This is a genomic window from Gilliamella sp. wkB171 (assembly GCF_001693755.1).
Classification (GTDB): domain Bacteria; phylum Pseudomonadota; class Gammaproteobacteria; order Enterobacterales; family Orbaceae; genus Gilliamella; species Gilliamella apicola_F.
This window is the reverse complement of the sequence record NZ_LYST01000031.1, coordinates 110,230-134,772: the sequence shown is the minus strand read 5'-3', so window position 1 is coordinate 134,772 and position 24,543 is coordinate 110,230. Positions and strand designations below refer to the sequence as shown.

21 protein-coding genes are annotated in these 24,543 nt (G+C 35.5%); 9 read left to right on the top strand and 12 right to left on the bottom strand.

What is annotated here, in order from left to right; translation table 11 throughout:
* Positions 1-129 precede the first annotated feature (129 nt).
* Entirely contained in the window at positions 130-789 is a 660-nt protein-coding gene (locus A9G03_RS03550) for an alpha/beta fold hydrolase (protein WP_065798423.1), read from the bottom strand.
* A 230-nt stretch (positions 790-1,019) separates the two neighbouring features.
* Between A9G03_RS03550 and A9G03_RS03545 the strand changes: the two genes are divergently transcribed.
* From A9G03_RS03545 to A9G03_RS03505, 9 genes are all read left to right on the top strand, one after another.
* The gene (locus tag A9G03_RS03545) at positions 1,020-2,066 is read left to right on the top strand and encodes an ABC transporter substrate-binding protein (protein WP_065633962.1); all 1,047 of its coding nucleotides are present in this window, start codon (positions 1,020-1,022) and stop codon (positions 2,064-2,066) included.
* 9 nt (positions 2,067-2,075) lie between these two features.
* Positions 2,076-3,089, top strand: a complete 1,014-nt coding sequence (locus A9G03_RS03540) for a FecCD family ABC transporter permease (RefSeq protein ID WP_065633860.1) — start codon at positions 2,076-2,078, stop codon at positions 3,087-3,089.
* A 1-nt stretch (position 3,090) separates the two neighbouring features.
* Complete coding sequence (locus tag A9G03_RS03535; RefSeq protein ID WP_065633861.1) at positions 3,091-3,855, top strand: ABC transporter ATP-binding protein; 765 nt, start codon at positions 3,091-3,093, stop codon at positions 3,853-3,855.
* Positions 3,842-4,597 (top strand): substrate-binding domain-containing protein, encoded by a 756-nt coding sequence (locus tag A9G03_RS03530; protein ID WP_065798422.1) that lies wholly within the window; start codon positions 3,842-3,844, stop codon positions 4,595-4,597. Before A9G03_RS03535 ends, A9G03_RS03530 begins: the two co-directional genes overlap by 14 nt.
* Before the next feature lie 120 nt (positions 4,598-4,717).
* Complete coding sequence (locus tag A9G03_RS03525) at positions 4,718-6,013, top strand: 2-hydroxycarboxylate transporter family protein (protein ID WP_065633863.1); 1,296 nt, start codon at positions 4,718-4,720, stop codon at positions 6,011-6,013.
* 125 nt (positions 6,014-6,138) lie between these two features.
* On the top strand, positions 6,139-7,299 hold the full coding sequence (locus tag A9G03_RS03520) for an NAD(P)-dependent malic enzyme (RefSeq protein ID WP_065798421.1): 1,161 nt from the start codon (positions 6,139-6,141) through the stop codon (positions 7,297-7,299).
* A gap of 125 nt (positions 7,300-7,424) precedes the next feature.
* Positions 7,425-9,044, top strand: a complete 1,620-nt coding sequence (gene dcuS, locus A9G03_RS03515; protein WP_065798420.1) for a DcuS/MalK family sensor histidine kinase — start codon at positions 7,425-7,427, stop codon at positions 9,042-9,044.
* Positions 9,044-9,715 carry a response regulator gene (locus tag A9G03_RS03510; RefSeq protein WP_065633866.1) on the top strand — a complete coding sequence of 224 codons (672 nt, stop codon included), beginning with the start codon at positions 9,044-9,046 and terminating at the stop codon, positions 9,713-9,715. Before dcuS ends, A9G03_RS03510 begins: the two co-directional genes overlap by 1 nt.
* Before the next feature lie 117 nt (positions 9,716-9,832).
* On the top strand, positions 9,833-12,286 hold the full coding sequence (locus A9G03_RS03505; RefSeq protein WP_065798419.1) for an autotransporter family protein: 2,454 nt from the start codon (positions 9,833-9,835) through the stop codon (positions 12,284-12,286).
* An 82-nt stretch (positions 12,287-12,368) separates the two neighbouring features.
* Here A9G03_RS03505 and yfbR read toward each other — a convergent pair whose 3' ends face one another.
* From yfbR to mraY, 11 genes are all read right to left on the bottom strand, one after another.
* On the bottom strand, positions 12,369-12,956 hold the full coding sequence (yfbR, locus tag A9G03_RS03500; RefSeq protein ID WP_065798418.1) for a 5'-deoxynucleotidase: 588 nt from the start codon (positions 12,954-12,956) through the stop codon (positions 12,369-12,371).
* A gap of 87 nt (positions 12,957-13,043) precedes the next feature.
* Positions 13,044-13,958: a UDP-3-O-acyl-N-acetylglucosamine deacetylase gene (gene lpxC / locus A9G03_RS03495; protein ID WP_065633869.1), complete on the bottom strand. Its 915-nt coding sequence runs from the start codon at positions 13,956-13,958 to the stop codon at positions 13,044-13,046.
* 65 nt (positions 13,959-14,023) lie between these two features.
* Entirely contained in the window at positions 14,024-15,151 is a 1,128-nt protein-coding gene (ftsZ, locus tag A9G03_RS03490) for a cell division protein FtsZ (RefSeq protein ID WP_416379582.1), read from the bottom strand.
* Positions 15,152-15,244: 93 nt separating this feature from the next.
* Positions 15,245-16,498 (bottom strand): cell division protein FtsA, encoded by a 1,254-nt coding sequence (ftsA, locus tag A9G03_RS03485; RefSeq protein ID WP_065633871.1) that lies wholly within the window; start codon positions 16,496-16,498, stop codon positions 15,245-15,247.
* Positions 16,499-16,519: 21 nt separating this feature from the next.
* Entirely contained in the window at positions 16,520-17,353 is an 834-nt protein-coding gene (locus A9G03_RS03480; RefSeq protein ID WP_081297490.1) for an FtsQ-type POTRA domain-containing protein, read from the bottom strand.
* A 14-nt stretch (positions 17,354-17,367) separates the two neighbouring features.
* A complete protein-coding gene (locus A9G03_RS03475; protein WP_065633873.1) occupies positions 17,368-18,276 on the bottom strand; it encodes a D-alanine--D-alanine ligase in 909 nt (302 codons plus the stop codon).
* Positions 18,277-18,281: 5 nt separating this feature from the next.
* On the bottom strand, positions 18,282-19,727 hold the full coding sequence (murC, locus tag A9G03_RS03470; protein ID WP_065798417.1) for a UDP-N-acetylmuramate--L-alanine ligase: 1,446 nt from the start codon (positions 19,725-19,727) through the stop codon (positions 18,282-18,284).
* 168 nt (positions 19,728-19,895) lie between these two features.
* Positions 19,896-20,948 (bottom strand): undecaprenyldiphospho-muramoylpentapeptide beta-N-acetylglucosaminyltransferase, encoded by a 1,053-nt coding sequence (murG, locus tag A9G03_RS03465; protein ID WP_065798416.1) that lies wholly within the window; start codon positions 20,946-20,948, stop codon positions 19,896-19,898.
* On the bottom strand, positions 20,948-22,099 hold the full coding sequence (gene ftsW / locus A9G03_RS03460; protein WP_065633876.1) for a cell division protein FtsW: 1,152 nt from the start codon (positions 22,097-22,099) through the stop codon (positions 20,948-20,950). Before ftsW ends, murG begins: the two co-directional genes overlap by 1 nt.
* Positions 22,096-23,430, bottom strand: coding sequence for a UDP-N-acetylmuramoyl-L-alanine--D-glutamate ligase (gene murD, locus A9G03_RS03455; RefSeq protein WP_065798415.1), 1,335 nt, complete (start codon positions 23,428-23,430; stop codon positions 22,096-22,098). Before murD ends, ftsW begins: the two co-directional genes overlap by 4 nt.
* Before the next feature lie 22 nt (positions 23,431-23,452).
* Positions 23,453-24,535 (bottom strand): phospho-N-acetylmuramoyl-pentapeptide-transferase, encoded by a 1,083-nt coding sequence (gene mraY, locus A9G03_RS03450; protein ID WP_065633878.1) that lies wholly within the window; start codon positions 24,533-24,535, stop codon positions 23,453-23,455.
* Positions 24,536-24,543 lie beyond the last annotated feature (8 nt).

The following is a 24,543-nucleotide window of genomic DNA, read 5'->3' as shown; positions in this document are numbered from 1 at the left end:
TTATACGTTTCAACATATTTTGTAACAAAAATAACTAGTCATTATTCGATATTGACTAGTTTTATTTTTATAAACATTAACTTACTATTTTTTTAAAACTTCCAATCTTCTATTTTAAATAATGACATCTTAATCTATTTCAAAAAATTTAACCAAATCAGGATATAACATATCATTGTTAATGATATAGCTACCATGATCATGGTTTGTCATAATTTTCAATTGCGAGTTGGGTATATTGTCAGCAATTTCAACGAACATTGCAGGATTATAAATATCATTTTCTGCACCAATAATTAAAGTTGGTATTGTAATTTTAGTTAACGAACTGAGTTCGATATTGGGTTGTTCAAGCATCATTTTAAATAATGGATCGTTTGTTTGTTCGTAGTGCTGTTGTACGTATTGATAGCTTTGTTGAGTAAAATCGGATGGTTTCAAATTCACCCCCAATAATGCCATTTTTTTAATCATTCTCTTATTACGCAATGCTAACAATAATGCAATAATGGCGCCATCACTAAAACCGATGATATTCACTGACTTAAGACTTAGTTTGTTAATTAACGCCTCAACATCATCAGCCATAACGTTATAATCATAAACATCAGTCTTATCACTGCGTCCATGATTACGACTATCCACTGCATAAATAGTATAATGTGATGTTAATTTGGCAATGAGAGGCAAAAAAACCCGATGATCTCCCCCATTACCGTGCAATAGAATCAAAGGCTCACCTGTACCCGTTTTTAGATAGTAAAGGTTTACTCCGTTAACACATAGCATAATTCACCTTAGTTACAGTTGCTTAATTTAGAATCAGTATAACGTTGATTTTATACTTCTCCCATCTGAAGCTAAAGAATTTTCATAAACCCATTATCACCAAACATCAATGAATATTAATTGTTATTAAACTAAAATTTCGCTATATTTAAAATTATATAGCGAATATAATTTTAAACTAATTAATTATTAATTAACACATTATATGTCTATTAGGATGAACGATGGAAATTTATAAAAAGTTTTTACTACTATTTGGATTGTTTTTATCACTTTGCTTAACAGTCACCTGTGAAGCTAAACAAGTGACTGATCAACTTAACCGCACTGTTCAAATCCCTGATAAAGTGGAAAGAGTAGTCGTTTTGCAACATCAAACATTAAATCTAATTGTACAACTAAACCGTCAACAGACCCTTGTAGGTGTTTTGTCTTCTTGGCAAAAATTATTAGGAAAAGACTTTGTCAGATTTGCTCCAACTTTATCTAACCTACCGACACCGGGCGATCTAACTTCGGTTAATATCGAAAGTTTACTTGCTCTCAAACCGCAAATTGTCTTTGTCACAAACTACATGCCCAAAGCGGTTATCGATCAAATTGAAAAACTCAACATTCCGGTTATTGCTATCTCGTTACGCAAAGATATAGCCTCGCAGGCAGATAAACTAAATCCCATTATGGTTGATGAAGAGACAACTTACAATGAAGGATTAAAACAAGCAATACGCCTAATTGGTGACGTGCTTAATGCTAACAATGAAGCCGAGGACTTAATCAACTATACTTTTGAGCATCGAAAAATTGTCACAGATCGATTACAACGTATAGCACCTGAAAAACGCATACGCGTTTATATGGCTAACCCAGATCTCACTACCTATGGTTCGGGCAAATATACTGGATTAATGATGGAACATGCAGGCGCCATTAATGTTGCTGCGGCAACGATTCAGGGCTTTAAACAAGTTTCGATAGAAAATGTCATACAATGGAATCCACAAGTTATTTTTGTGCAAGATCGATATCCACAAGTCGTTGAAACAATTTTATCCGATGATTTATGGAAAAATATTGATGCAGTTAAGCAAAAAAAAGTTTATTTAATGCCCGAATACGCAAAAGCATGGGGATATCCTATGCCTGAAGCTTTAGCTATCGGTGAGCTTTGGATGGCAAAAAAACTTTACCCAGATTTGTTTAAAGATATTGATATGCAAAAACAAGCCAATGATTATTACTGGCGATTTTACCGCGTCAACTATCAAGGGGAATAGCAAGATAATATGATCGGCTTTTCCTATCGCCATTTACATGTTGGCCTGATTATATTAACTATAATATTAATAGTTGTTTCATTAATTATTGGACACTATTCAATATCTGTTAGCCAAGTTATCCATGTATTGCTTTCATTGCCAACATCACAAATAGATCAAACAATGGTGGTTGATAATCAAGTCATTTGGCAAGTAAGGTTGCCACGTATTTTATTAGCTTTTCTAGCTGGTGCAGGATTAGCAATTTGTGGCGCAGTATTACAAGGGTTATTTTATAACCCGCTTGTTGATCCTCATGTCATTGGTGTGACATCAGGTGCAGCTTTTGGTGGGACTTTAGCCATTTTGTTAAATTTTTCAACGTTTGGACTGATGGTTTCAGCTTTTTCATTTGGGCTATTAATACTCTTTTTAATCTTATTATTAACTCACGTTATTAAACAAAACAATGTGCTAGTTCTAGTATTAGTTGGATTAATATTAAGTGGTTTTTTTAATGCACTGGTGAGTTTAATACAATACCTCGCAGATAGTGAAGAAACACTCCCCAATATTGTATTTTGGTTATTAGGGAGTTTTTCAACAGCTAATTGGGATAAATTAATGACATTAGCCATTCCAATTGTTATTGCTAGCTATTTTTTAATCCAGTTAAGTTGGCGGATAAATATTTTATCATTAGGGGACAGTGAAGCTAAAAATTTAGGTATATCGATTCTTTTCTCTCGATGGTTAATTTTAATTTTGTGTACCTTAATTATTTCTATGCAAGTTGCAGTTAGTGGTTGCATTGGCTGGGTAGGATTAATCATTCCTCATGCCGCGCGATTATTGGTCGGTAGTAATCATCAACGACTACTGCCTATAACATTTTGGTTCGGCGGTACTTTTATGATTATTGTTGACGATATTGCACGAACCATCAACACGGCTGAAATACCACTCGGTATTATTACAGCGCTGGTTGGTGCACCATGTTTTGTTTTGTTATTACGACATCAAATTTTACAGAAATCCTAATATGACATCAGCCATTATAACAACACATAACTTAATTTGTGGTTATCAACAGAGTAAGCCCTTAACTACAGCGATAAATATTACAATTCATACCAATGATATTATCGCCATTCTTGGCGTGAATGGCCGAGGAAAAAGTACTTTGCTCAATACATTAATGGGAACCCTTAAGCCTTTAAGTGGCACTATCACCAATCCTTATTATTGTAGCTTTGTTCCACAAAATTTCATGCCCAATATAGATTATAAAGTATGGGAAATTGTAGTAATGGGAAGCGCTAAAAAGTGGGGATTATTTGGAAAACCGGATAAACACACTTTGCAGTTAGTTGAAGATAAGTTAGCCCAATTTGGATTAGCACATTATAGTCATCACCTATTTTCACAGCTTTCTGGCGGTCAAAAACAGTTAGTGCTTATTGCCCGTGCATTAATGAGTGAATCGAAAATTTTATTACTCGATGAGCCAACAAGTGCCTTAGATTTACATAATCAAAATAAAGTGTTAAACATTTTGTCATCATTAGTACAGAAACAAAATTTAACTATTGTGTTTACGACTCATGATCCAGCTCATGCAATGAGTTTAGCTAACAAAGTATTATTACTTGATGAAACAGGTTACCAATATGGTCTTACCCAAACGTTGTTAACCGAGACACAATTAACCCAGTTATATAACATCACAATGAAAAAAATAGTTTTTTCTGACTGCCAAACCATCATTCCCCTTTACACAATGGGTAATCATTATGACAACACTTAATATTTATGCAGCGGGAAGTTTACGTATTGCATTTCCTGCATTAGCCGAACTATTCAAACAAAGCTTTTCAACCGAAATTCATATAAAATTTGGACCGGCCGGATTACTATGTGAAAAACTATTGCAGAAAACCCCTGACGATAATATTCATTTATTTGCATCGGCAAACACGTTGCATCCTAAAACACTCATAGATCACAGAAAGGCTATATCTGATTATGTTTTTGCTCATAATCGCTTATGTGTAACAGTAAGAAATGAATCAAAATGGACATCAAGCGATATCATCAAATTATTATTAAATCCTGAAACACGTATTGGTATGTCTACTCCGCAAAAAGATCCATCTGGAGATTATACTTTTCAGCTATTTGATAACATAGGTACCAGTTATGCGGGTATGGGTGAGCAATTAAAACACCGCGCAAAACAATTAGTCGGGGGATCACTAGAGAGTCATATCCCTAAAGCAATGCATCCGGCTGAATTTTTTTTACTAAACAACACCGTTGACGCCTATATTGGTTATGCTAATTACGCACAAACAATTTTACAAAATCCGAAATTAACTATTATTAATTTGCCTGCCAAATTTAATCCTGCTATAGATTATAGTATTGCCTTACTTAAACCGGCTCATAAAATGGCGAAATTATTTATTGGTTTTTTACTTAGTGAAAAAGGCCAAAACTGCTTGATGGCTAATGGCTTTAGTAAAATAACGAACATAAAGACAAATTAACTACTTACATTAATTACAAAACTAGTTAGATAAGTTTCATATTCTTCTGATTTCTAACTGTATAACTATACTACTGTTATTTAGAGAAATAATAAAATGACAGAAAGGAGAGATACAGTTATGGGCATGATGCAGAAAATACAAGAAAATAAAATTTATGTAGGTTCGTTACCCTTACCAATTTTTATTGTGTGCTCAATTATTGTTATCATTGCAGCCCAGTTAAACATGCTACCTAAAACATTAATTGGTGGTTTTGCAGTGATTTTACCCCTTGGATGGTGTTTAGGCACTATTGGGCAAAATATTCCTTTTTTTAAAAAATTTGGTGCGCCAGCTATACTTTCCTTAATTGTGCCATCAATCCTTGTATATTATGGCGTTTTTGATGAAAACACGTTAGCCGCCACAAAAATGTTGATGAAGGATTCTAATTTCCTCCTATTTTATATTGCAAGTTTAGTTTGTGGTAGCATTCTTGGTATGCATCGAGTCATTTTGATTCAAGGTTTTATTCGTATGATGATTCCTATGCTGCTTGGCATGTGCATTGCAGCCGTTGTTGGCGTTGCAGTAGCTGTCGCTTTTGGTGATACATGGGAACATGCATTTTTCTACACAGTATCCCCAGTTATGGCTGGCGGAATCGGTGAAGGTGTGTTACAGCTCTCTAATGCTTATAGTAATATCCTGAATCAAAATTATGATTCCTTTGTGAGTGCATTAATCCCAGCAACAGTTGTAGGCAACTTCTTTGCTATTACTTTCACCGCTATTATGAGTCGAGTTGGTGAGTTAAAACCGCAGTTAAGTGGTCATGGTCAATTAGTCAAAATTGAATTTGATGGACTTGCCGACGCATTAAAAGAGGATAAAACACCATTAGATGCTAGAGCCATGAGCGGTGCGATAATGATTCTAGCTACCTTATTTATTTTCGGTATGATTTTAGAAAAGATAACTCACTTCCCTGGACCAGTTTTAATGATCATTGCTACAGCAATAGTGAAATACTTCCGTTTGCTACCTGAAAGTGTAGAACGGGGTAGCCAGCAATGGTATAAGTTTATTTCTGGTAATTTTACCTTCCCATTAATGGCAGGATTAGGATTGTTGTATATTGATTTAGGCAGTGTAGTCAATGTATTAACCGTGCCTTATTTTATTACCATCATTTCGGTTGTATTAACTGTTTCGATGACCGGTTTTGTATGTAGTTTCTTCCTAAAAATGTACCCTGTTGAAGCCTCGATTATTTCATCTTGTCAAAGTGGTATGGGGGGAACAGGCGATGTTGCGATACTTTCAACCGCTAATCGAATGAACCTAATGCCTTTTGCGCAAGTCGCAACACGTTTAGGAGGCGCATTAATGGTGATATGCACAACAGCACTATTAAGATATTTACATATGTAGTAGCAAAAAAGATGAGTTAAAATAAGTAATAATTATCATGTTACATGATTAGGTTAACAGTTTAGATATCCAATTATCTAACCTCTTATAAAAAATTGATTGAGTATAATTAAAAAGGAATAATTATGACAACAGTGCAAGAAAAAGCCTTAGCTATCAGCAAACAAATGCATGGCAAATTTGAAATAAATGCTAAAGTCCCGGTTAACTCTATGTCGGATTTGAGTGTGGCTTATACCCCTGGGGTTGCTGCAGTTTGTACTGAAATTGCTAAAAATCCTGAATCAGTATACGAGTATACCAGCAAACGCAATCTGGTTGCGGTTATAACTGATGGTTCAGCGGTATTAGGGCTAGGAAATATAGGACCTGAAGCGGCAATACCCGTCATGGAAGGCAAAGCGATATTATTCAAAAAATTTGCCAATGTTGATGCCATTCCATTATCACTCAATACTCAAGATCCTGATGAGTTAGTTAAGCATATTGCAGCATTAGCCCCATCTTTTGGCGGAATTAATCTTGAAGATATTAGCGCGCCAAGATGTTTTGAAATTGAGAAAAGATTGCAAGAAATATTAGATATCCCTGTTTTCCATGATGATCAACACGGCACAGCTATTGTTGTTTTAGCCGCGTTATATAATGCATTAAAAGTGGCGGGTAAAACAATTGAATCGGCCAAAGTTGTTATTAACGGCGGTGGAGCTGCCGGTTTAGCTATTGCCGATATGCTTTTAGCGGCAGGTGTTACCGATCTAAAAATCGTCGACAAAATTGGTATTTTATCTGAAGATGATCAACGTTTACCTCCTCATCATTTAGCGATAGCCAAAAGAACAAATAAATCAAAACAAAAAGGAACACTTGAAGATGCAGTAAAAAATGCCGATGTTTTTATTGGCGTATCTGCACCTGGGGTTTTAAAAGCCGATTGGGTCAAAACCATGGCAGAAAAATCAATTATCTTTGCAATGGCAAATCCGACACCCGAAATTTTTCCTGATGAAGCAAAAGCCGCTGGCGCTTACATTGTCGGGACAGGGCGTAGTGATTATCCAAATCAAATTAATAATGTACTGGCTTTTCCAGGCATCTTTAGAGGTGCGCTTGACGCGAGAGCCAAAAATATTACATTAGCCATGCAGTTAGCAGCAGCTAAAGGTTTAGCCAACATTATTACGCCAGATAAACTTTCTGTAGAGTGTATATTACCCAACGCTTTTGAGCCTAATGTCGCCAAAGTCGTAGCCGAAAGTGTAAAAAATGCGGCTAAAAGTGAATAAGTAATAGAGAATTAATAAATAAACTTAACAATCAAAACCTACTATCAAAATAATTGGGTAGTAGGTTTTTACCATTAATAAGTTAATATAATCAGACTATTAGTGATTTAACATGAATGATGAATATGAAGTATCTTTTTAATCGATTAACACTAAAAATTAAATTAATTAGCTTAATTTGTTTGGTATTTATACTATCGGTTATTGCCCAAAATATTTATATTGTACATGTTGTTAATGACGAATATTTAATGCATTCACGTCAAGGGGTTGAAAATATTGCTAATATCATCTCAACCTCCGATGATATTATCAATAAAATGCAAGTTCCAACACCAGAAAATCTAGCATCCATTCAAACTATTGCTGAACAAGCACGGATAATGACTCAAGTCGATTTTGTGGTTATTTTTAATATGCAAAGCATACGCCTTTCCCATCCAGATAAAAACAAAATTGGGCAACTTATTGTTGGCGGCGATGAGCAACCAGCACTAAAAGGTGAATCTTATTCATCAATTGCCAAGGGAACCTTAGGCGATTCAGTGCGTGCTTTTAGACCTATTTTTAATCAATCACACCAGCAAATTGGTGGCGTGCTAGTTGGACAAACGCTAAAAAAAATTAATCATTCAGCAGCTAAAACCAGTCAACCTATTTGGTTATCATTAGCCGCATCATTAATCATCGCCATTATCTTAGCCTCTTTACTATCTCGAAACATAAAAAAAATATTATATGGACTTGAACCATTAGAGATGGCTCACTTATTTGAAGAACGAAATGCAATTATACGAACAGTCAAAGAAGGGATTGTGGTTGTTAATCGTGAAGGGCTGATAACTCAAATTAACGATGAAGCGAGAAGAATATTACGCTTACCAGATAGTAAAGATAATATTATCGGCTATCCAATTGCAAAGATTATTCCTAATACTCGATTATGTGATGTCATGATGACAGGTATTCCTGAATATGATTGTGAACAAAACATCAATGGTGTTGTTATTTTAACTAACCGAACACCATTATTTGTAAAAGAATCACTCGTTGGCGCTATTGCCTCATTTAGGGATATGACTGAAGTACGCCAATTAGCCGAAAACCTAACGGGGGTGAATCGTTATGCTGATGCATTACGTTCACAATCTCATGAATTTAATAATAAATTACATGTTATCTATGGGTTAGCATTTAATGATAATAAACAAGAATTAATCGATTATCTTGAAGAAATAATAGGTAACAAACAAGCTGAATCTAAGCTAATTAGTCAAACGATAAAAGACCCCATTATTGCGGGATTTTTAAATAGCAAATTTAGTCGAGCTCGAGAGCTCGGTATATCATTATCTTTAAATGTTAAAGGTGAATTAAAACTCATCCCGAATATCTCTGTGACTCACAGTTTAATTACCATTCTTGGCAATCTCATCGATAATGGATTAGATGCGATTCAATTTTTAGATGATAAACAGATCATTATTAATTTATTGATAAGCCATGAAATTTTTGAAATTGAAGTCATTGATAATGGTGAAGGTATTGCGCAACAAGATATACAATATATTTTCAACAAAGGCTATTCAACCAAAGGAGATAACCGAGGTATAGGACTTTATTTAGTTTTGGCTAGCCTTGATGAGCTTGGTGGACATATTCAATTGTGTGATCCAATTAATAAAAAAGGAGCTTGTTTTAAAGTATCATTACCACTTTGTGAACTTTATAGAGAGAAAGAGTAATGGTTGATGTATTGATTGTTGAAGACGATCCAATGGTGGCAGAGTTAAATAAAAAATACCTACAAAGGATGACAGGATTTCATTTAATGGCCAATGTCAGTAATGGCGAACAAGCACTACATTTTATTCATGACAATCACGTAGATCTCATTTTACTCGATGTCTTTATGCCTAAACTTAATGGGCTTGAATTGTTGCAACATATTCGTATCAGTTATCCTCAAATTGATATTATTATGGTGACAGCAGCATGTAATACCAGTGATATCCAAACCGCATTACGTTTGGGCGTAATTGATTATATTGTCAAACCATTTACCTTTGAACGCTTAAGAACTGCACTTATTTCATATCAAGAACGAGTACGTTTATTGTCCTCATCAAAAATACTTAATCAACATCAATTAGACGATCGTATTTTTGCTAAACCACCGATAAACCATAAAGAATTACCCAAAGGAATTGATAGCCAAACATTAAAAAAAGTCCGTGAAACTATTATTAACTATAATCATGAGTTTTCGATGAGCGATATTGTCGAGTTAATACCATTATCACGCATATCATTAAAAAAATATCTTGATTATTTAGAAGATCTAGGTGAAATTGAAAGTTATTTGACCTATTTATCCATTGGTAGGCCTGTAAAACGTTATACTTATCAAAAGTAATTTGTGATCATTTTTATTTAACATATTGATAATAAATATTAATTGTCAAAAATAAAGATTATTGATTATTATTGATAGTTTATTATTCTCATTTTTAAAAGGATTTTTAGATCAACCATGAAACTCAAATCAATTTCTTTATTAATAATCACAGTATTTAGTGCCAATCAAGCACAAGCTTACAACTATAACGCTTCCTCTGATGTCATTTTACCTTTTAACCAAATTAATGAACGTTATTTCATAACTAACAATAGTACTAATGCGATTAATATTAGCGTTCCTGACGGTTTGACTGTTAATAGTGATGGTTCATTTCACTTAGGTTTTAGTGGTAAAACCGATAGTGAAGCAGCTTCACTTGCTGCAGGTGATATCAATATGAATATCAACGGTAACTTTCAAATTTATAATGATACTTGGATTGGTAAATTTGATACAAAATTCTTTACTCAATATTTAGGGTTGCATAAAGATTATCCATTTAACCCTATCAATCAAGACATTAATGTCCATGTAACAGGCGATATTAATGTTGAATTAGGTGCAGATAAAGAAAGAGGCGGACTCATGATATTGGCTGGTAATGTCATGGGTACAGGAGTAAATGCGACAGGTAAAACCACCGTAAAAGTAGATGGCGATACCAATATTCGCAGTGGCGATAATCATTTAGCCGGTACCGCTTTAGCACCAGCTAAGTTAATCACTCGTAGCTTTAATTTAACCGGTGGTGATATTGAAATCATCGGAGCAAAAACAGTACTAGAAACAACCAATAACGATATTAATAAGTCTTCTGTGACCATAGGTAAGACCGGTAAAATGATTATTATGCGAGGGGGAACTGTTGATGTCAGCATTGGTGGTAATTTCAACGTGATTGATCAAGGTATTTTAAGTGCTAGCCGAGGTAATGGTTTTGTCAAACTGGCATCAAATGGACAGGTATATATCGGTAAAAATGCTACAATCGAATCATCTAAAGGTTCTCTTTTCATTAGTGATCAAAATAACCAAACATCACAATTAAATATTGATGGCATTATCAGTTTTGGGGTTTCTGATACAAAACAGATTAATGAAATTAATGGTGATAATGTCAATGTTAATGCAACAGCAAAATTTTCTGCTACAGATGACTTTATAAAGAACGCATTTAAATATACCTTTTCTGAAGCCAATGCCACCGTGTTATCAGCAAATAATTCTTTGAAAATTGCTAATATTCAAAATAATGAAACAAAAGCACTTATTCAAAACATTTATGGCGATCTGAACTTCAAATTAACAGGCAATGAGTTAAAATTTGTTAACGCGACTAATGTCACTGACTTTAGTAATGCCGCTCAAACAAAAGCTGCTGCTGATCGTCAAATTTCCCGTTATTATCAACAAGTCGGTACTAATTCAAAAAATGTAGCAAAACGATTTGCACAAAATGTAGCTAAAGTTTCGTATGAATCATTCTATAATCCGACTAACAATGGCAGTGTGATTTCTGATAAATCGTTAGCTGGCGATTTAAACTGGGCAGTATTAAGCGCAATAGGACGAGGTAATTTAGCTATTGAAAATCGTGGCACGACGTTACAATTTAATCGCGCTTTAGCTGGATTATATAATAATAATCAAGGTTTACACTTGTCTGAAATTGCACTTAACAACTTCAATTACACTAAATCAATCTTAGACAAACAAGTTGGACAATATTTTCAAAATAAAAAATTAGCTGGTAATGATGATAATTTATGGATAAACCTTACCCATCATGATGAAAATACCGATAACCATGATGGTATTTCTGGTTATAAATACTCTTCTAACGGATTTATGATGGGATATGACAAAGAGTTGCTAGATAACCTACTAGTAGGCTCGGCAATCGGTTATTCGTCAGGTGATTATAAAAATAAAGCAGCTTCATCCAATGATTCAGATATCGATAATTATCAAATTCAGCTTTATTCTACTTATAAATCACCAACAAATATCATTGCATCAACTTACGCCGGCTACTCTTATGGAAAAAACCGATTAAAAGCAGACGACAATTACAATACTATCAAAGAAAAATTCCATAGTAATACGTGGAATATTGGTGGTTCGATTGGTTATGACTGGCAAAGTACTGATCAATTAACATTAACACCTGCGATTGGTTTAACTTATGCGTATACTGAAAATAGCGCACATAATGTCAGTTATAACAGTATTGATTTAGTTAAATATGATAAATCATCTAATTCATCATTATTGATTCCTGTCGATTTAACAGCAAATTATTTAGTTTGGCAAAATCAGGATAGTCAATTATTGTTAACCGCAAAAACCGGTTATGCATTTAATTTGAGTAATGATGAATTTGATAGTGATATCACTATTAATGGCATTGATAATTTATCTAAAATGCGTGCCTACTCATCCAACCGTAGCAAAAATCAATATAACTTTGCTAGCGGCATCACCTATAAATATAATTTAGTTGATGTAAATATTAATTATCAATACTTTGGTGAGAGTAAAAGAAATTCAAATTATATTACGGCTCTTACAAAAATTAGTTTTTAATCACTGAAACTAACTAGACAAAGATGATGCTCTAATGTTTTTTCAAAAAAGAGCATCATCAAATCGACATAGCAATAATCCTCTATGCGGTGATCTCATCTAAAGAAAGATTAAAACTCGGTACAAAAACATCTAAAAAGTAATCCATTTCAGGGCTACTTCGCTCAGATAAAGTTTTTTTAAGGCGCTGTTTTGCCAGTTTAAATTCGTTATTACCCGCACTTAACTCTTCAATTGTTTTAAGATATGCGCATAAAGCATCAGCTTGTTTCACAATGCTTTTTTCTTCTTCAGTATAAAAATCATCATCAATTAGGCATCTAAAATCGTCTTGTAACTCTTTGGGTAACATATTAATGAGTTTATGTTGTGCTATTTTTTCAATTTTTTTATATTCAACCGTTATTTGAGGATTGTAATATTTTGTTGGTGTGGGTAAATCACCCGTGATAACCTCTGATGCATCATGATACATAGCTAATAGTGCAATTCTTTCAGGATTAACATTACCATTAAATCGTTTATTTTTAATAATAGCTAAGGCGTGTGCAACAAAAGCCACTTGCAAACTGTGTTCAGATACATTTTCAGTTCTCACATTACGCATTAAAGGCCAGCGATTAATCAATTTTAATCGTGACAAATGAGCAAAAAAATGACTAGTATTCATATGGAAAACTCTTTTTGATTTAAAAATAAAAAACGCTTCCATTAATATATGGAAGCGCTTATTAGATAAATAAATGTATTTAAATTTTTAAGCTAAAACAAGTTGCTGCGTACCTAAAGCAAGTGGAACAGTTTGCTCTTCGGTAAAAGTGACATATTCCCACGCATCTTGTTTTGCTAATAAAGCTTGTAATAATTGATTATTTAAAGCATGACCAGATTTATAACAAACTACTTCGCCAATCATATTATGGCCACACATATATAAATCACCGATAGTATCAAGCATTTTATGACGAACAAATTCATCTTCAAAACGCAAACCATCTTCGTTAAGGACTTTATAGTCGTCAACCACAATTGCACAATCTAAACTACCGCCTAAACATAAACCTTTTGATTGTAATGCTTCGATATCACGCATAAAACCAAATGTTCTTGCTCGGCTAATTTGACGAATAAATGATTCAGACGAAAAGTCCAACTGATAACGTTGTGAACTACTATCTATTGCCGGATGATGAAAATCGATAGTAAAATCTAATCTAAACCCATTATAAGGTCTAACTTCAGCCCATTTGTCACCATTTTCAACGCGAACGGTTTCTTTAACGCGTAAAAATCGTTTAAGTGCATTTTGTTCGGTAATACCTGCATCAAGCAGTAAGTAAACAAACGGACTTGCACTACCATCCATAATTGGAATTTCAGGTGCATCAACTTCGATAATAATGTTATCGATGCCAAGACCTGCTAGCGCTGAGTTAATATGCTCAACAGTTGAGATACGAACGTTATCTTCATTCACTAAGCATGTACAAAGCATAGTATCACGCACTGATTTTGCATCCACCGGAAAATCAACATATGGATTCAAATCAGTACGACGATAAATAACACCTGTATTTTCAGGCGCAGGGCGTAACGTCAAAGTAACTTTTTTGCCGGTATGCAAACCAACACCTGTTGCTTGTATTGTCCTTTTTAATGTTCTTTGTTTCACTTTACACCTACTATTCTATTTGTTTCTATTGACATTAGACAATAAAAAACCAAATAAGTTCAACATTAATTCGCTTGCTTACGGATAAAAGCAGGAATATCTAAAATTTTATTTTCTTCCAGAGGAGAAATGCTCTGCTCGTTAACCACTTTAGCTAATTTCTCTTCTTGATGTCCTAAATTACTGCTTTGACCAAATAGTGAGTTTTGTGAAATTGGTTTAGCAATTTTAACTTCTGGACGCTTATCCATACCAATGCCTGTTGCAACAACAGTAACACGAATTTCATCTGACATATCAGGATCAAAAGTTGTCCCGACAACAACAGTTGCATTATCAGAAGCAAATGCTCTAACTGTACTACCCACTGTTTCAAATTCTTCTAAGCCAAGATCTAAACCGGCTGTAACATTAACTAAGACGCCGCGCGCACCAGATAAATCAATATCTTCTAATAATGGGCTAGAAATAGCCATTTCAGCAGCTTCTTCGGCTCTATTATCACCACTTGCGCGACCTGATCCCATCATGGCATATCCCATTTCTGACATCACTGTTCTAACGTCGGCAAAGTCCACGTTGATATGGCCAGGTTTAGTAATTAATTCTGCAATACCTTGTACCGCACCTTTTAACACACCATTTGCCGCCGCAAAAGCATCTAATAATTTAACGCCTCTACCCAATACTTTTAGTAATTTATCATTGGGAATAGTAATAAGCGAGTCAACGTGCTTGGCTAATTCAGCAATACCTTGCTCAGCAAAAGCCATACGCTTTTTACCTTCAAAACCAAATGGTTTTGTCACTACAGCAACGGTCAAAATACCTAATTCTTTAGCGATTTCAGCAACGACTGGGGCAGCACCTGTACCTGTTCCACCGCCCATTCCCGCTGCGATAAATACCATATCAGCGCCTTCAATAGCACTACGAATGACCTCACGATCTTCCTCGGCAGAATTTCTACCCACTTCAGGATTAGCACCAGCACCAAGTCCTTTGGTTACATTGGTACCGATTTGGATAGTTTGACCTACCTTAATTCTTTTTAATGCTTGTGCATCTGTATTTGCCGCAAAAAATTCTACACCTTCAATATGTTCAGCAATCATGTGTTCAACGGCGTTACCACCGCCACCACCAACACCAATAACTTTAATGACTGCTGCTGGTTCATCATCTGCAACCATAGGCTCAAACATAACTTATCTCCAATTTTACGATCTTAGAACATTGTACAGATAACCGTCTACAATGTCCACGAAGTTCTTGAAATATATTAGCTAAAATTCTTTTTTAAACCAACCGGTCAAACGTTTAGCTATCCCTTTTAATGATGATTTGTCACTATCTTTGCCATCATCATTTAATAAACTCTGTTTCCCATAGTGTAATAACCCAACTGTCGTTGAACAATAAGGTTTTTGTACATAATCAGTTAGACCCGAAATATTTAAAGGTTGACCTATACGCACTTGATTTTGAAAAACTTTTTCCGCACACTCAACCATACCTTTAATTTGAGCTGCACCACCAGTTAATACAATACCGGCTGCGAGTTGATATTTGACATTTTGTTTTTTGAGTTCTTCTTGTAGCGAAAGTAATTCTTTTTGAACTAAGGAAAGAAGTTCAGAATAACGAGGTTCTATGACATCTGCAAGTGTCTGTCTTTGTAAAGAACGAGATGGCCTACCACCAACACTCGGTACATCGATGACTTCATCTTTACCGATTAATGAACCGACAGCACAACCATAGCGAATTTTAATATTTTCAGCATCCATTGGCGGTGCACCAAAAGCATAAGCGATATCGCTAGTGACAACATTTCCCGCATAAGGAATGACAACAGAGTGACGTAAAGCACCACCCGTATACACCGTCACATCCATTGTGCCGCCGCCCATATCAATAACACAGACGCCTAATTCCTTTTCATCATCAGTTAATACTGCATAACTCGATGCTAAACCAGAAAAAATAAGCTGATCAACTTTTAAACCACAACGTTCAACAGCTTTTACAATGTTTCTGGCCATATCATTATGGCAAGTGACCAAATGCACTTTAGCTTTCATACGTACGCCAGACAAACCAATCGGATTTTTTATCCCTTCTTGTAAATCAATGGAATATTCTTGGGCAATAACATGTAAGATTCGATGTTCATCTAAAATTCTGACTGATTTTGCTGTATGCACCACATTTTCAACATCTTCGGCGGTCACTTCCTCATCTGCAATTGGCACCATACCAATCTCATTTTGACAACGAATATGTTTGCCAGAAAGACTTAAATAAACCGAAGATATTTGGCAATCTGCCATTAGCTCAGCTTGATCAACAGCTCGTTGGATTGATTTCACCACAGATTCTAGATCGTTAACACCACCTTTATCAACGCCTTTTGATGGGCAATGCCCTACACCAATGATATTAATGATACCATCGGGAAGAACCTCACCAACAAGAGCAAGTACTTTTGATGTACCAACTTCTAGTCCTACAACCAATTTTTTTTCTGTTGCTTTCATACTTCAGCCTTTATTTATTCCTTACTGCGCTATTTTTTCTCTTGTTACTGAAATACCATTTTCATAACGTAAATCAGCGACCGTTATTCTTTCATTTGTTGGTATTCTTGATTGTATTTCAGGAAATAATTTCATAAATAGTTGATAACGCTCTTCGATGTTTTCACTTCCTAACACCAATTTTATTTCCTGATCTTCAACACATATACCAGCAATACATTGTTTTACCATCAGTTGCCAAGCATTTCGCTCATCGGATATTGCCGCGTCAATCTTTAATGCCAACTGATTATTAGCCAGTTTTTTAGATAAATTATCTAATTTATAGTATGTTTCGAGTACTGATTTTGCTTTACCTTCAGGACCATATAGCCTTGGCAATTTTAAATCGCTAATACGATCCAAAGGTACACTAAATACAACGCCATTTTCATCAAGTAAAAATAAATCATTCCAATAAAATGCCGGTTTATACTCTTCGACATAAACAATCAATCGATCCGGCCACTGTTTTCGTACACTGGCATGCTTAACCCATGGAAAGCGCATGACCTCTTGCTGAATATCATCAACATCTTGTCCAATATAAGTATTAGGTAGACCTAAACCTAAAATCGCTTCCCGAAGGTCATTTTCCGTTGTATAAGTGTGTTCTCCGCTCAATGTTAACTGGGACAATACCATTTGTTCAGGATCATCCATCCAGTCTTTAATACTTTGCACAATCCAAGCACTAATTAAAATAATCATAATAAAGAACAAAAATCCCATTAATTGTTCTGTACTACGAAATATAAGCAGCCGCCTTCTTTTTTTGTCTTCTCGTCGATGTGCTGCTTGCCTAACTTGTTTCATAGAAATAGGGCCATTTATATAGTTGCCAGTTTTAAAATTCGTGTAACTAATTCACTAAATGACCAACCGTATTGCTTGGCTGCCATTGGCACTAAACTATGATCTGTCATACCTGGAGCAGTATTGACTTCAAGTAAATAGGGATTTTGATTATCATCAAACATAATATCTACCCTTCCCCATCCTCGACATCCAACTGCTTTATAAGCATCAAGCGCCAATTTACGAATTTCTTGTTCTTTATTTTCTGGTAACCCGCTTGGACAAAAGTATTGTGTTGAGTCAGATAGATACTTTGCATCATAATCGTAAAATTTGGTAGCGGGTTTAATGTAAATTGCAGGTAAAACTTCTTCACCAACAATTGCTACTGTAAATTCCGGTCCAGATAAAAATGACTCAACCATCACCGCATCATCATATTGAAAAGCAACATCTATAGCATCTTTCAATTCGGAAATTTCATTAACTCTTGCCATCCCAACGCTTGAGCCTTCATGAATTGGCTTTACAAATAGCGGTAAACCAAGTTGTTTAACAATAGACTCAACATCAACAGGTTGGGTTTTATTAACCATAACATAATTGGCAACCGGCAAATCCATTGCTTTCCAAATTAATTTGGTTTTTAATTTATCCATTGTCAATGCAGATGACAACACATCACTGCCTGTATAAGGAATATTTTGATAAGTTAAAATGGCCTGAACAATACCATCTTCACCGCCACGTCCATGCAGTATGATGAAAGCTTTATTAAAACCTTGTTGTTTTAGATCCGTAATTGCATGATCTTTAGTATCAATAAGATGAGCATCAATCCCACTGGCCAATAATCCGGCTAGCACCGCACGGCCAGATTTAATCGATACTTCACGTTCCGCAGAGGTACCACCATATAATACAGCTACTTTATCGTTCATGATTATTATACCTCTTTTGAATATAATTGAGCACTGGCCAATTGTCGAGCAATGCGACCCACACTACCAGCACCTTGTGTTAATAATAAATCACCACCTTGCAATAATTCCTGCATAATCTCAGGTAGAAGATCTAAATCGGAAACATAAATCGGATCAACTTTACCCCGATTACGAATCGAACGACATAAAGATCGACTATCCGCTCCCGCAATAGGTTGCTCACCGGCGGAATAAACATCCAACATAACCAGCGCATCGACTTGAGAAAGAACTTGCGCAAAATCATCAAATAAATCCCGTGTTCGAGTATATCTGTGGGGTTGAAATAGCATGACTAATCGACGATCGGGCCAACCATTTCTTGCTGCCTGTATTGTTGCATTAACTTCACTTGGATGATGACCATAATCATCCACCATCATAATATCGCTGCCATTGACATGAGGGAATACCCCCAATAAATCAAACCGTCTACTGGTGCCCGCAAATTTAGCTAATGCATGAATAATTGACTCATCGTCAATACCATCTTCTGTGGCAGCAATAATTGCAGCAGCTGAATTTAACGCATTGTGTTTTCCTGGTGCATTTAATTCTATCTGTAAATCTTCATGATTTGGTCGGCACACCGTGTAATAGCTGATACCTTGTTCCTGACGATAATTTTTAATGACGACATCCGCTTCTTCACTAAATCCATAAGTGATAATTTTACGCCCTACAATAGGTAATAAATCACGATTAAATGGATCGTCATAACACATTATTGCTAAACCATAAAAAGGAAGATTACGTAAAAATGAGATAAATGTCTGTTTAAGATTTTCGACATTACCTTGATAAGTATCCATATGATCAGGTTCAATATTGGTGACAATCGATACCATTGGTTGCAAATGAAGGAATGAAGCATCACTTTCATCTGCTTCGGCAATAAAATAACGGCTGCTACCTAGTTGCGCATGTGTACCTGCTGCTTTAACCAATCCACCATTAACAAAAGTAGGGTCAAGTTTTGCTTCAGCATAGATGGCTGTGACCATGGCTGTTGTTGTGGTTTTACCGTGTGTACCAGCAATGGCTATACCATAGCGAAAACGCATTAGTTCGGCTAACATTTCTGCCCGTTGAATAACAGGAATACGCGCTTCACGCGCCGCAACAACCTCTATGTTATCTTGCGAAATAGCTGAAGATATCACAACAACACTTGAACCGAGTATATTTTCAGCCGCATGCCCAATAACAATTTTTGCGCCTAATGTCTCTAAATGTTGTGTTACTGCATTTTCTGCAATGTCCGATCCACTAATTTGATAACCTTCATTAGCCAAAACTTCGGCAATTCCTCCCATGCCAGCGCCACCAATCCCAACAAAATGGATATGTTTGACACGTTTCATTTCGGGAATAATTGCTCTTAATTCAGCTAATTCCTTCGTATTCACAATCTAACTCCTAATTATTCTGTTTTTATTTACGTGTTATGTCATAACTTTATTGAGCATGCTATTATGCTTATTATTAATTAACTCAATGATTGATAGGACATAACGATATTATTAACCTTACACACCTTAAGTAAGATGATTACATCACATTATATAAAAAATTAATCATTTTACTACTGAACACAGGGTTTGAGCCACTCTTTCTGTCGAATTCACAATAGCTAAACTTTTAGCCTTAACGGCCATATCTATTAACTCAGATCGATTTAAATTTTCAAGTAAATGAGAAAGCGACGCAACATTAAAATCGGGTTGTTCAATAATGGTTGCAGCACCAATATCAGCTAAAGATTTGGCATTCCAATATTGTTGGCGATCTTTATGCATAAATGGCACGAAAATCGCCCCTATTCCGACCACTTCAATTTCACTCACTGTTAGTGCCCCACTTCGGCAAATGACAATATCCGCCCAATTATAAGCCTCGGCAACATCAGAAATAAACTCAGTAATTTTATTGTTTGTCATATCACAATCTTGATAAGACTGAGAAACTGAATCTAGCATTCCTTTTCCTGTTTGATGCCAAACTACATATTTATCGGACAATTTGGTTATCACTTTAGGCACAATATCATTAATCACTTTAGCACCTTGACTACCGCCCATTACTAATACTCGAATTGGGCCTTGTCTATCTTTCAATCTTTCAATAGGATCAGCTAGTTGTAATAAATCATTGCGAACCGGATTACCCACAACCTCAGCATGGGGGAAAGCTGTAGGAAAAGCTTGAAGCACCTTAGTTGCTATTTTCGCTAACCATTTGTTAGTTAAACCAGCAATACCATTTTGTTCATGTAATACAATAGGTATACCTAAAGTTTTAGCTGCAATGCCACCTGGACCAGATACATATCCGCCCATACCAAGCACTACATCAGGACGATAAGCTTTCAAAATTTTTCTTGCTTGCAAAACCGCTTTAACAATTTTATAAGGCGCTTTTAATAAAGCGCTTATCCCTTTTCCGCGTAAACCTGATATTTGGATAAAATCAATATCAATACCATTTTCAGGAACTAAATGCGCTTCCATTCTATCTGCCGTACCAAGCCACCTAACTTGCCACCCTTGTTTCATCAAATAATGTGCAACGGCAATACCTGGAAATACATGACCGCCTGTGCCACCAGCCATCACTAATAATTTTTTCATTACTTTATTGACCTTATTCTTGCTTGTGCTTGTTTTTGTCTAAACTCATAGTCTATTCGCAGTAATATAGCAACAGCAATGCTCATTACAATAAGACTTGAACCACCGTAGCTAATAAATGGTAATGTTAACCCTTTAGTTGGTAACATACCTGATGTTACGCCTATGTTAACGAAAGTTTGAAAGCCAAACCAAATACCAATTTCACAAGCTAAATAACCTGAAAACTGCGAACCATCATTAAGTGCTCTATATCCAATAGCTAATGCTTTAAATGTGAGAAAAAATAACAACATCAATAAAGCAACAACCCCAATATAACCATATTCCTCAGAAATAATGGAAAAAATAAAATCTGTATGACATTCGGGTAAATAGCCCAATTTAAGAATTGAATTGCCCATTCCTTGACCGGTAATACCACCACTACCAATGGCCATCAATGAGGCAACTAACTGATAACCCGATCCTGTTGCGTCTTGCCAAGGATCAAGAAAAGTTAATAAACGGGTTAAACGATAAGCTTCATATAAAATCAAACATATCACAGCACCAACACCCGTTAACAAAATAGCGATAAATTGCCACAACTGAGCACCGGCAATAAATAAAATACCAATGGTTACCATAAACAGCACAATCACGGTACCTAAATCGGGTTGTTTTAAGAGTAGAATTGATAAAACAGCCATCACCACCATGGGTTTAAAAAATCCCCAAAAACGATTTTGCACTTCATCTGATTTGCGTGAAAGATAGGCTGCTAGAAAAATAAATAAAGATAATTTGGCTAACTCAGCCGGTTGGAAATTAAAAACGCCCAGTGGGATCCAACGCGATGCACCATTGATTGAAGAGCCTATGCCTAGAACAATAACTAACATAATAATAGCAACAATTAAAAGAGCGGTACTAAATTGTTGCCAGCGCTGCATAGGAATATACAATGTCACAAACATTAAAAACAGGGACATAGCCAACTGAATTAATTCACGCTGGGTATAGAAAAAAGGATTAGTTTCACTAAATGACATCGATGCAGATGTCACCATAATTAAACCAAAAATCATTAAACCAAATACTGTCCATAGTAATGAATTATCAAACGGTATATTTGGATTTACCTGTTTTTTTATCCAAAAAAACGTCATTTTTCACTCCTTTGAGCATATTGCTTTGCCAGTTGAGCAAACTGATTACCGCGCTCAATATAATTTTTAAATTGATCTAAACTGGCGCACGCAGGAGAAAGCAATACCACATCATCCACCTTAACTTTATTAGCGATTAGTTGCATTGCATCTGCCATGGTTTCTGTCATTGTAGTTTTACTCGGAGCTAATTTTGCAAGTAACTGACGGTCTCGTCCAAAACAAAAAACTTCAATCTGGTTATTTTGTAAGTAAGGAATTAAAGGGGTAAAATCGGCAGATTTTCCATCACCACCTAATAATAAATATAACTTACCTTGACAAACTACACTATTTAACGCTGCCTCAGTGCTTCCAACATTGGTCGCTTTTGAATCATTAATCCATTTCACACCATTTTGTTCATATACCAATTCAAATCGGTGAGCTAAACCTTGAAAGGTAGCTATGGTTGCTAAACTTGATGCTCTGGGAATACCTAATCGATCACTAATAGCCAACGCAGCCAACGCATTTAAATAATTATGACGCCCAATTAGTTTCATCTCTTTAGTCGATAAAACCACTTCGTTTTGTGCAATTAAGTGTTCACAATTATTATCTAAATGGTAATCGCCTTTATTTACCCCAAATGAGACACAATTTTGCTCATTAGACTCGGGTATTGTTAATTTATCATCTTGATTAAATACGCAATATTTTGCATTATGATAGATGCGTTGTTTAGCTTGAGCATATTGCATTAAACCTAGCGGATAGCGATCCATGTGATCTTCGGATATATTTAAAATCGTCGCTACAGTTGCTTGTAAACTATAAGTTGTTTCTAATTGGAAACTTGACAGTTCAAGCACATACACATCAGCATTTTGTTTTAAAAGTGATAATGCCGGCTCACCAATATTACCGCCAACACCAACCTTAATACCTGATGATTTAACAATATCACCAACCAATGTTGTGACGGTTGTTTTACCATTGGCTCCAGTAATGGCAACTACTTGCTTATTGGCTTGCTTGTTAACCTCGCGGCAGAAAAGTTCTATATCGCCTATAATTTCAACACCTTGATTTGCCGCTTGCTGTAATTGTGGCGTAGATAAAGCTATACCAGGACTTGCGATAATTAAATCAGCATCTAACAACCAATCAAGCTTTAGATCACCTAAATGGTATTCAATACGACTGTCTAATAGTTCTAATCCTTGTGGCTTTAAACGTGTATCAATGACTTTGGGAATCACATTTTGAGCAAGAAAATAGTCAACACAAGAGAGCCCTGTGATGCCTAAGCCAATAATTACAACGTTTTTGCCCTGATAGCTAATCATGATTTAATCCTGATCTTATTAATTAACGTAATTTCAATGTTAATAACCCAATTAATACTAACATTAATGAAATAATCCAAAAACGAACAATCACCCGAGGTTCTGGCCAACCTTTAAGTTCATAATGATGATGTATTGGCGCCATTCTGAAAATTCTTTTACCACGCAACTTATAGGAACCAACCTGTAAAATTACCGATAATGTTTCAATAACAAATATACCGCCCATTATCAGTAATAAAAATTCTTGGCGTAATAACACTGAGATGATGCCAAACACACCACCTAAAGCCAAAGAACCGACATCGCCCATAAATACCATTGCCGGATACGTGTTAAACCATAAAAAGCCAAGCCCTGCACCGACGATTGCAGTGCAAACAATCATGAGTTCTCCACTGAATTTAATATAGGGAATATGTAAATAAGCTGCAAAATTAACATTACCTGTAGCCCAAGATACCAAAGCAAAACCCGCTGCAACAAATACTGTTGGCATGATTGCAAGTCCATCAAGTCCATCCGTCAAATTAACTGCATTACCGGCACCAACGATGACCACATAGGTTAGCAAAATAAAGAACAATCCTAATTGTGGCATCACATCTTTGAAAAAAGGAACGACTAATACGGTTACCGCAGTATCTTTACCATAGGCATAAAGGCCAAACGCAACAATTAAGGCAATAACCGATTGCCAAAAGTATTTCCATCTAGCAATAAGGCCGGCTGTATTTTTACGAATAACTTTTAAATAGTCATCAGCAAAACCAACAATGCCGTAACCAATTAAAACAAATAAGGTTACCCAAACATAAGGATTACGTAGATCTGCCCATAAAAAAACTGAAATCGATATTGATGCCAAAATAAGGGTTCCCCCCATTGTTGGCGTCCCTTTTTTGCTTAAATGCGATTCTGGTCCATCATTACGAATAACTTGACCAATCTGCAATTTTTGTAGCCAATCAATGACCTTTTGCCCCATAATTAATGAAATGGCTAATGAAGTTAACAGCGCTAAGATAGCCCTGACCGTTAAATAAGAAATAACATTAAAAAAAGTAAAATATTTAACTAAATATTCTGATATTAAAAACAACATAATTTTAA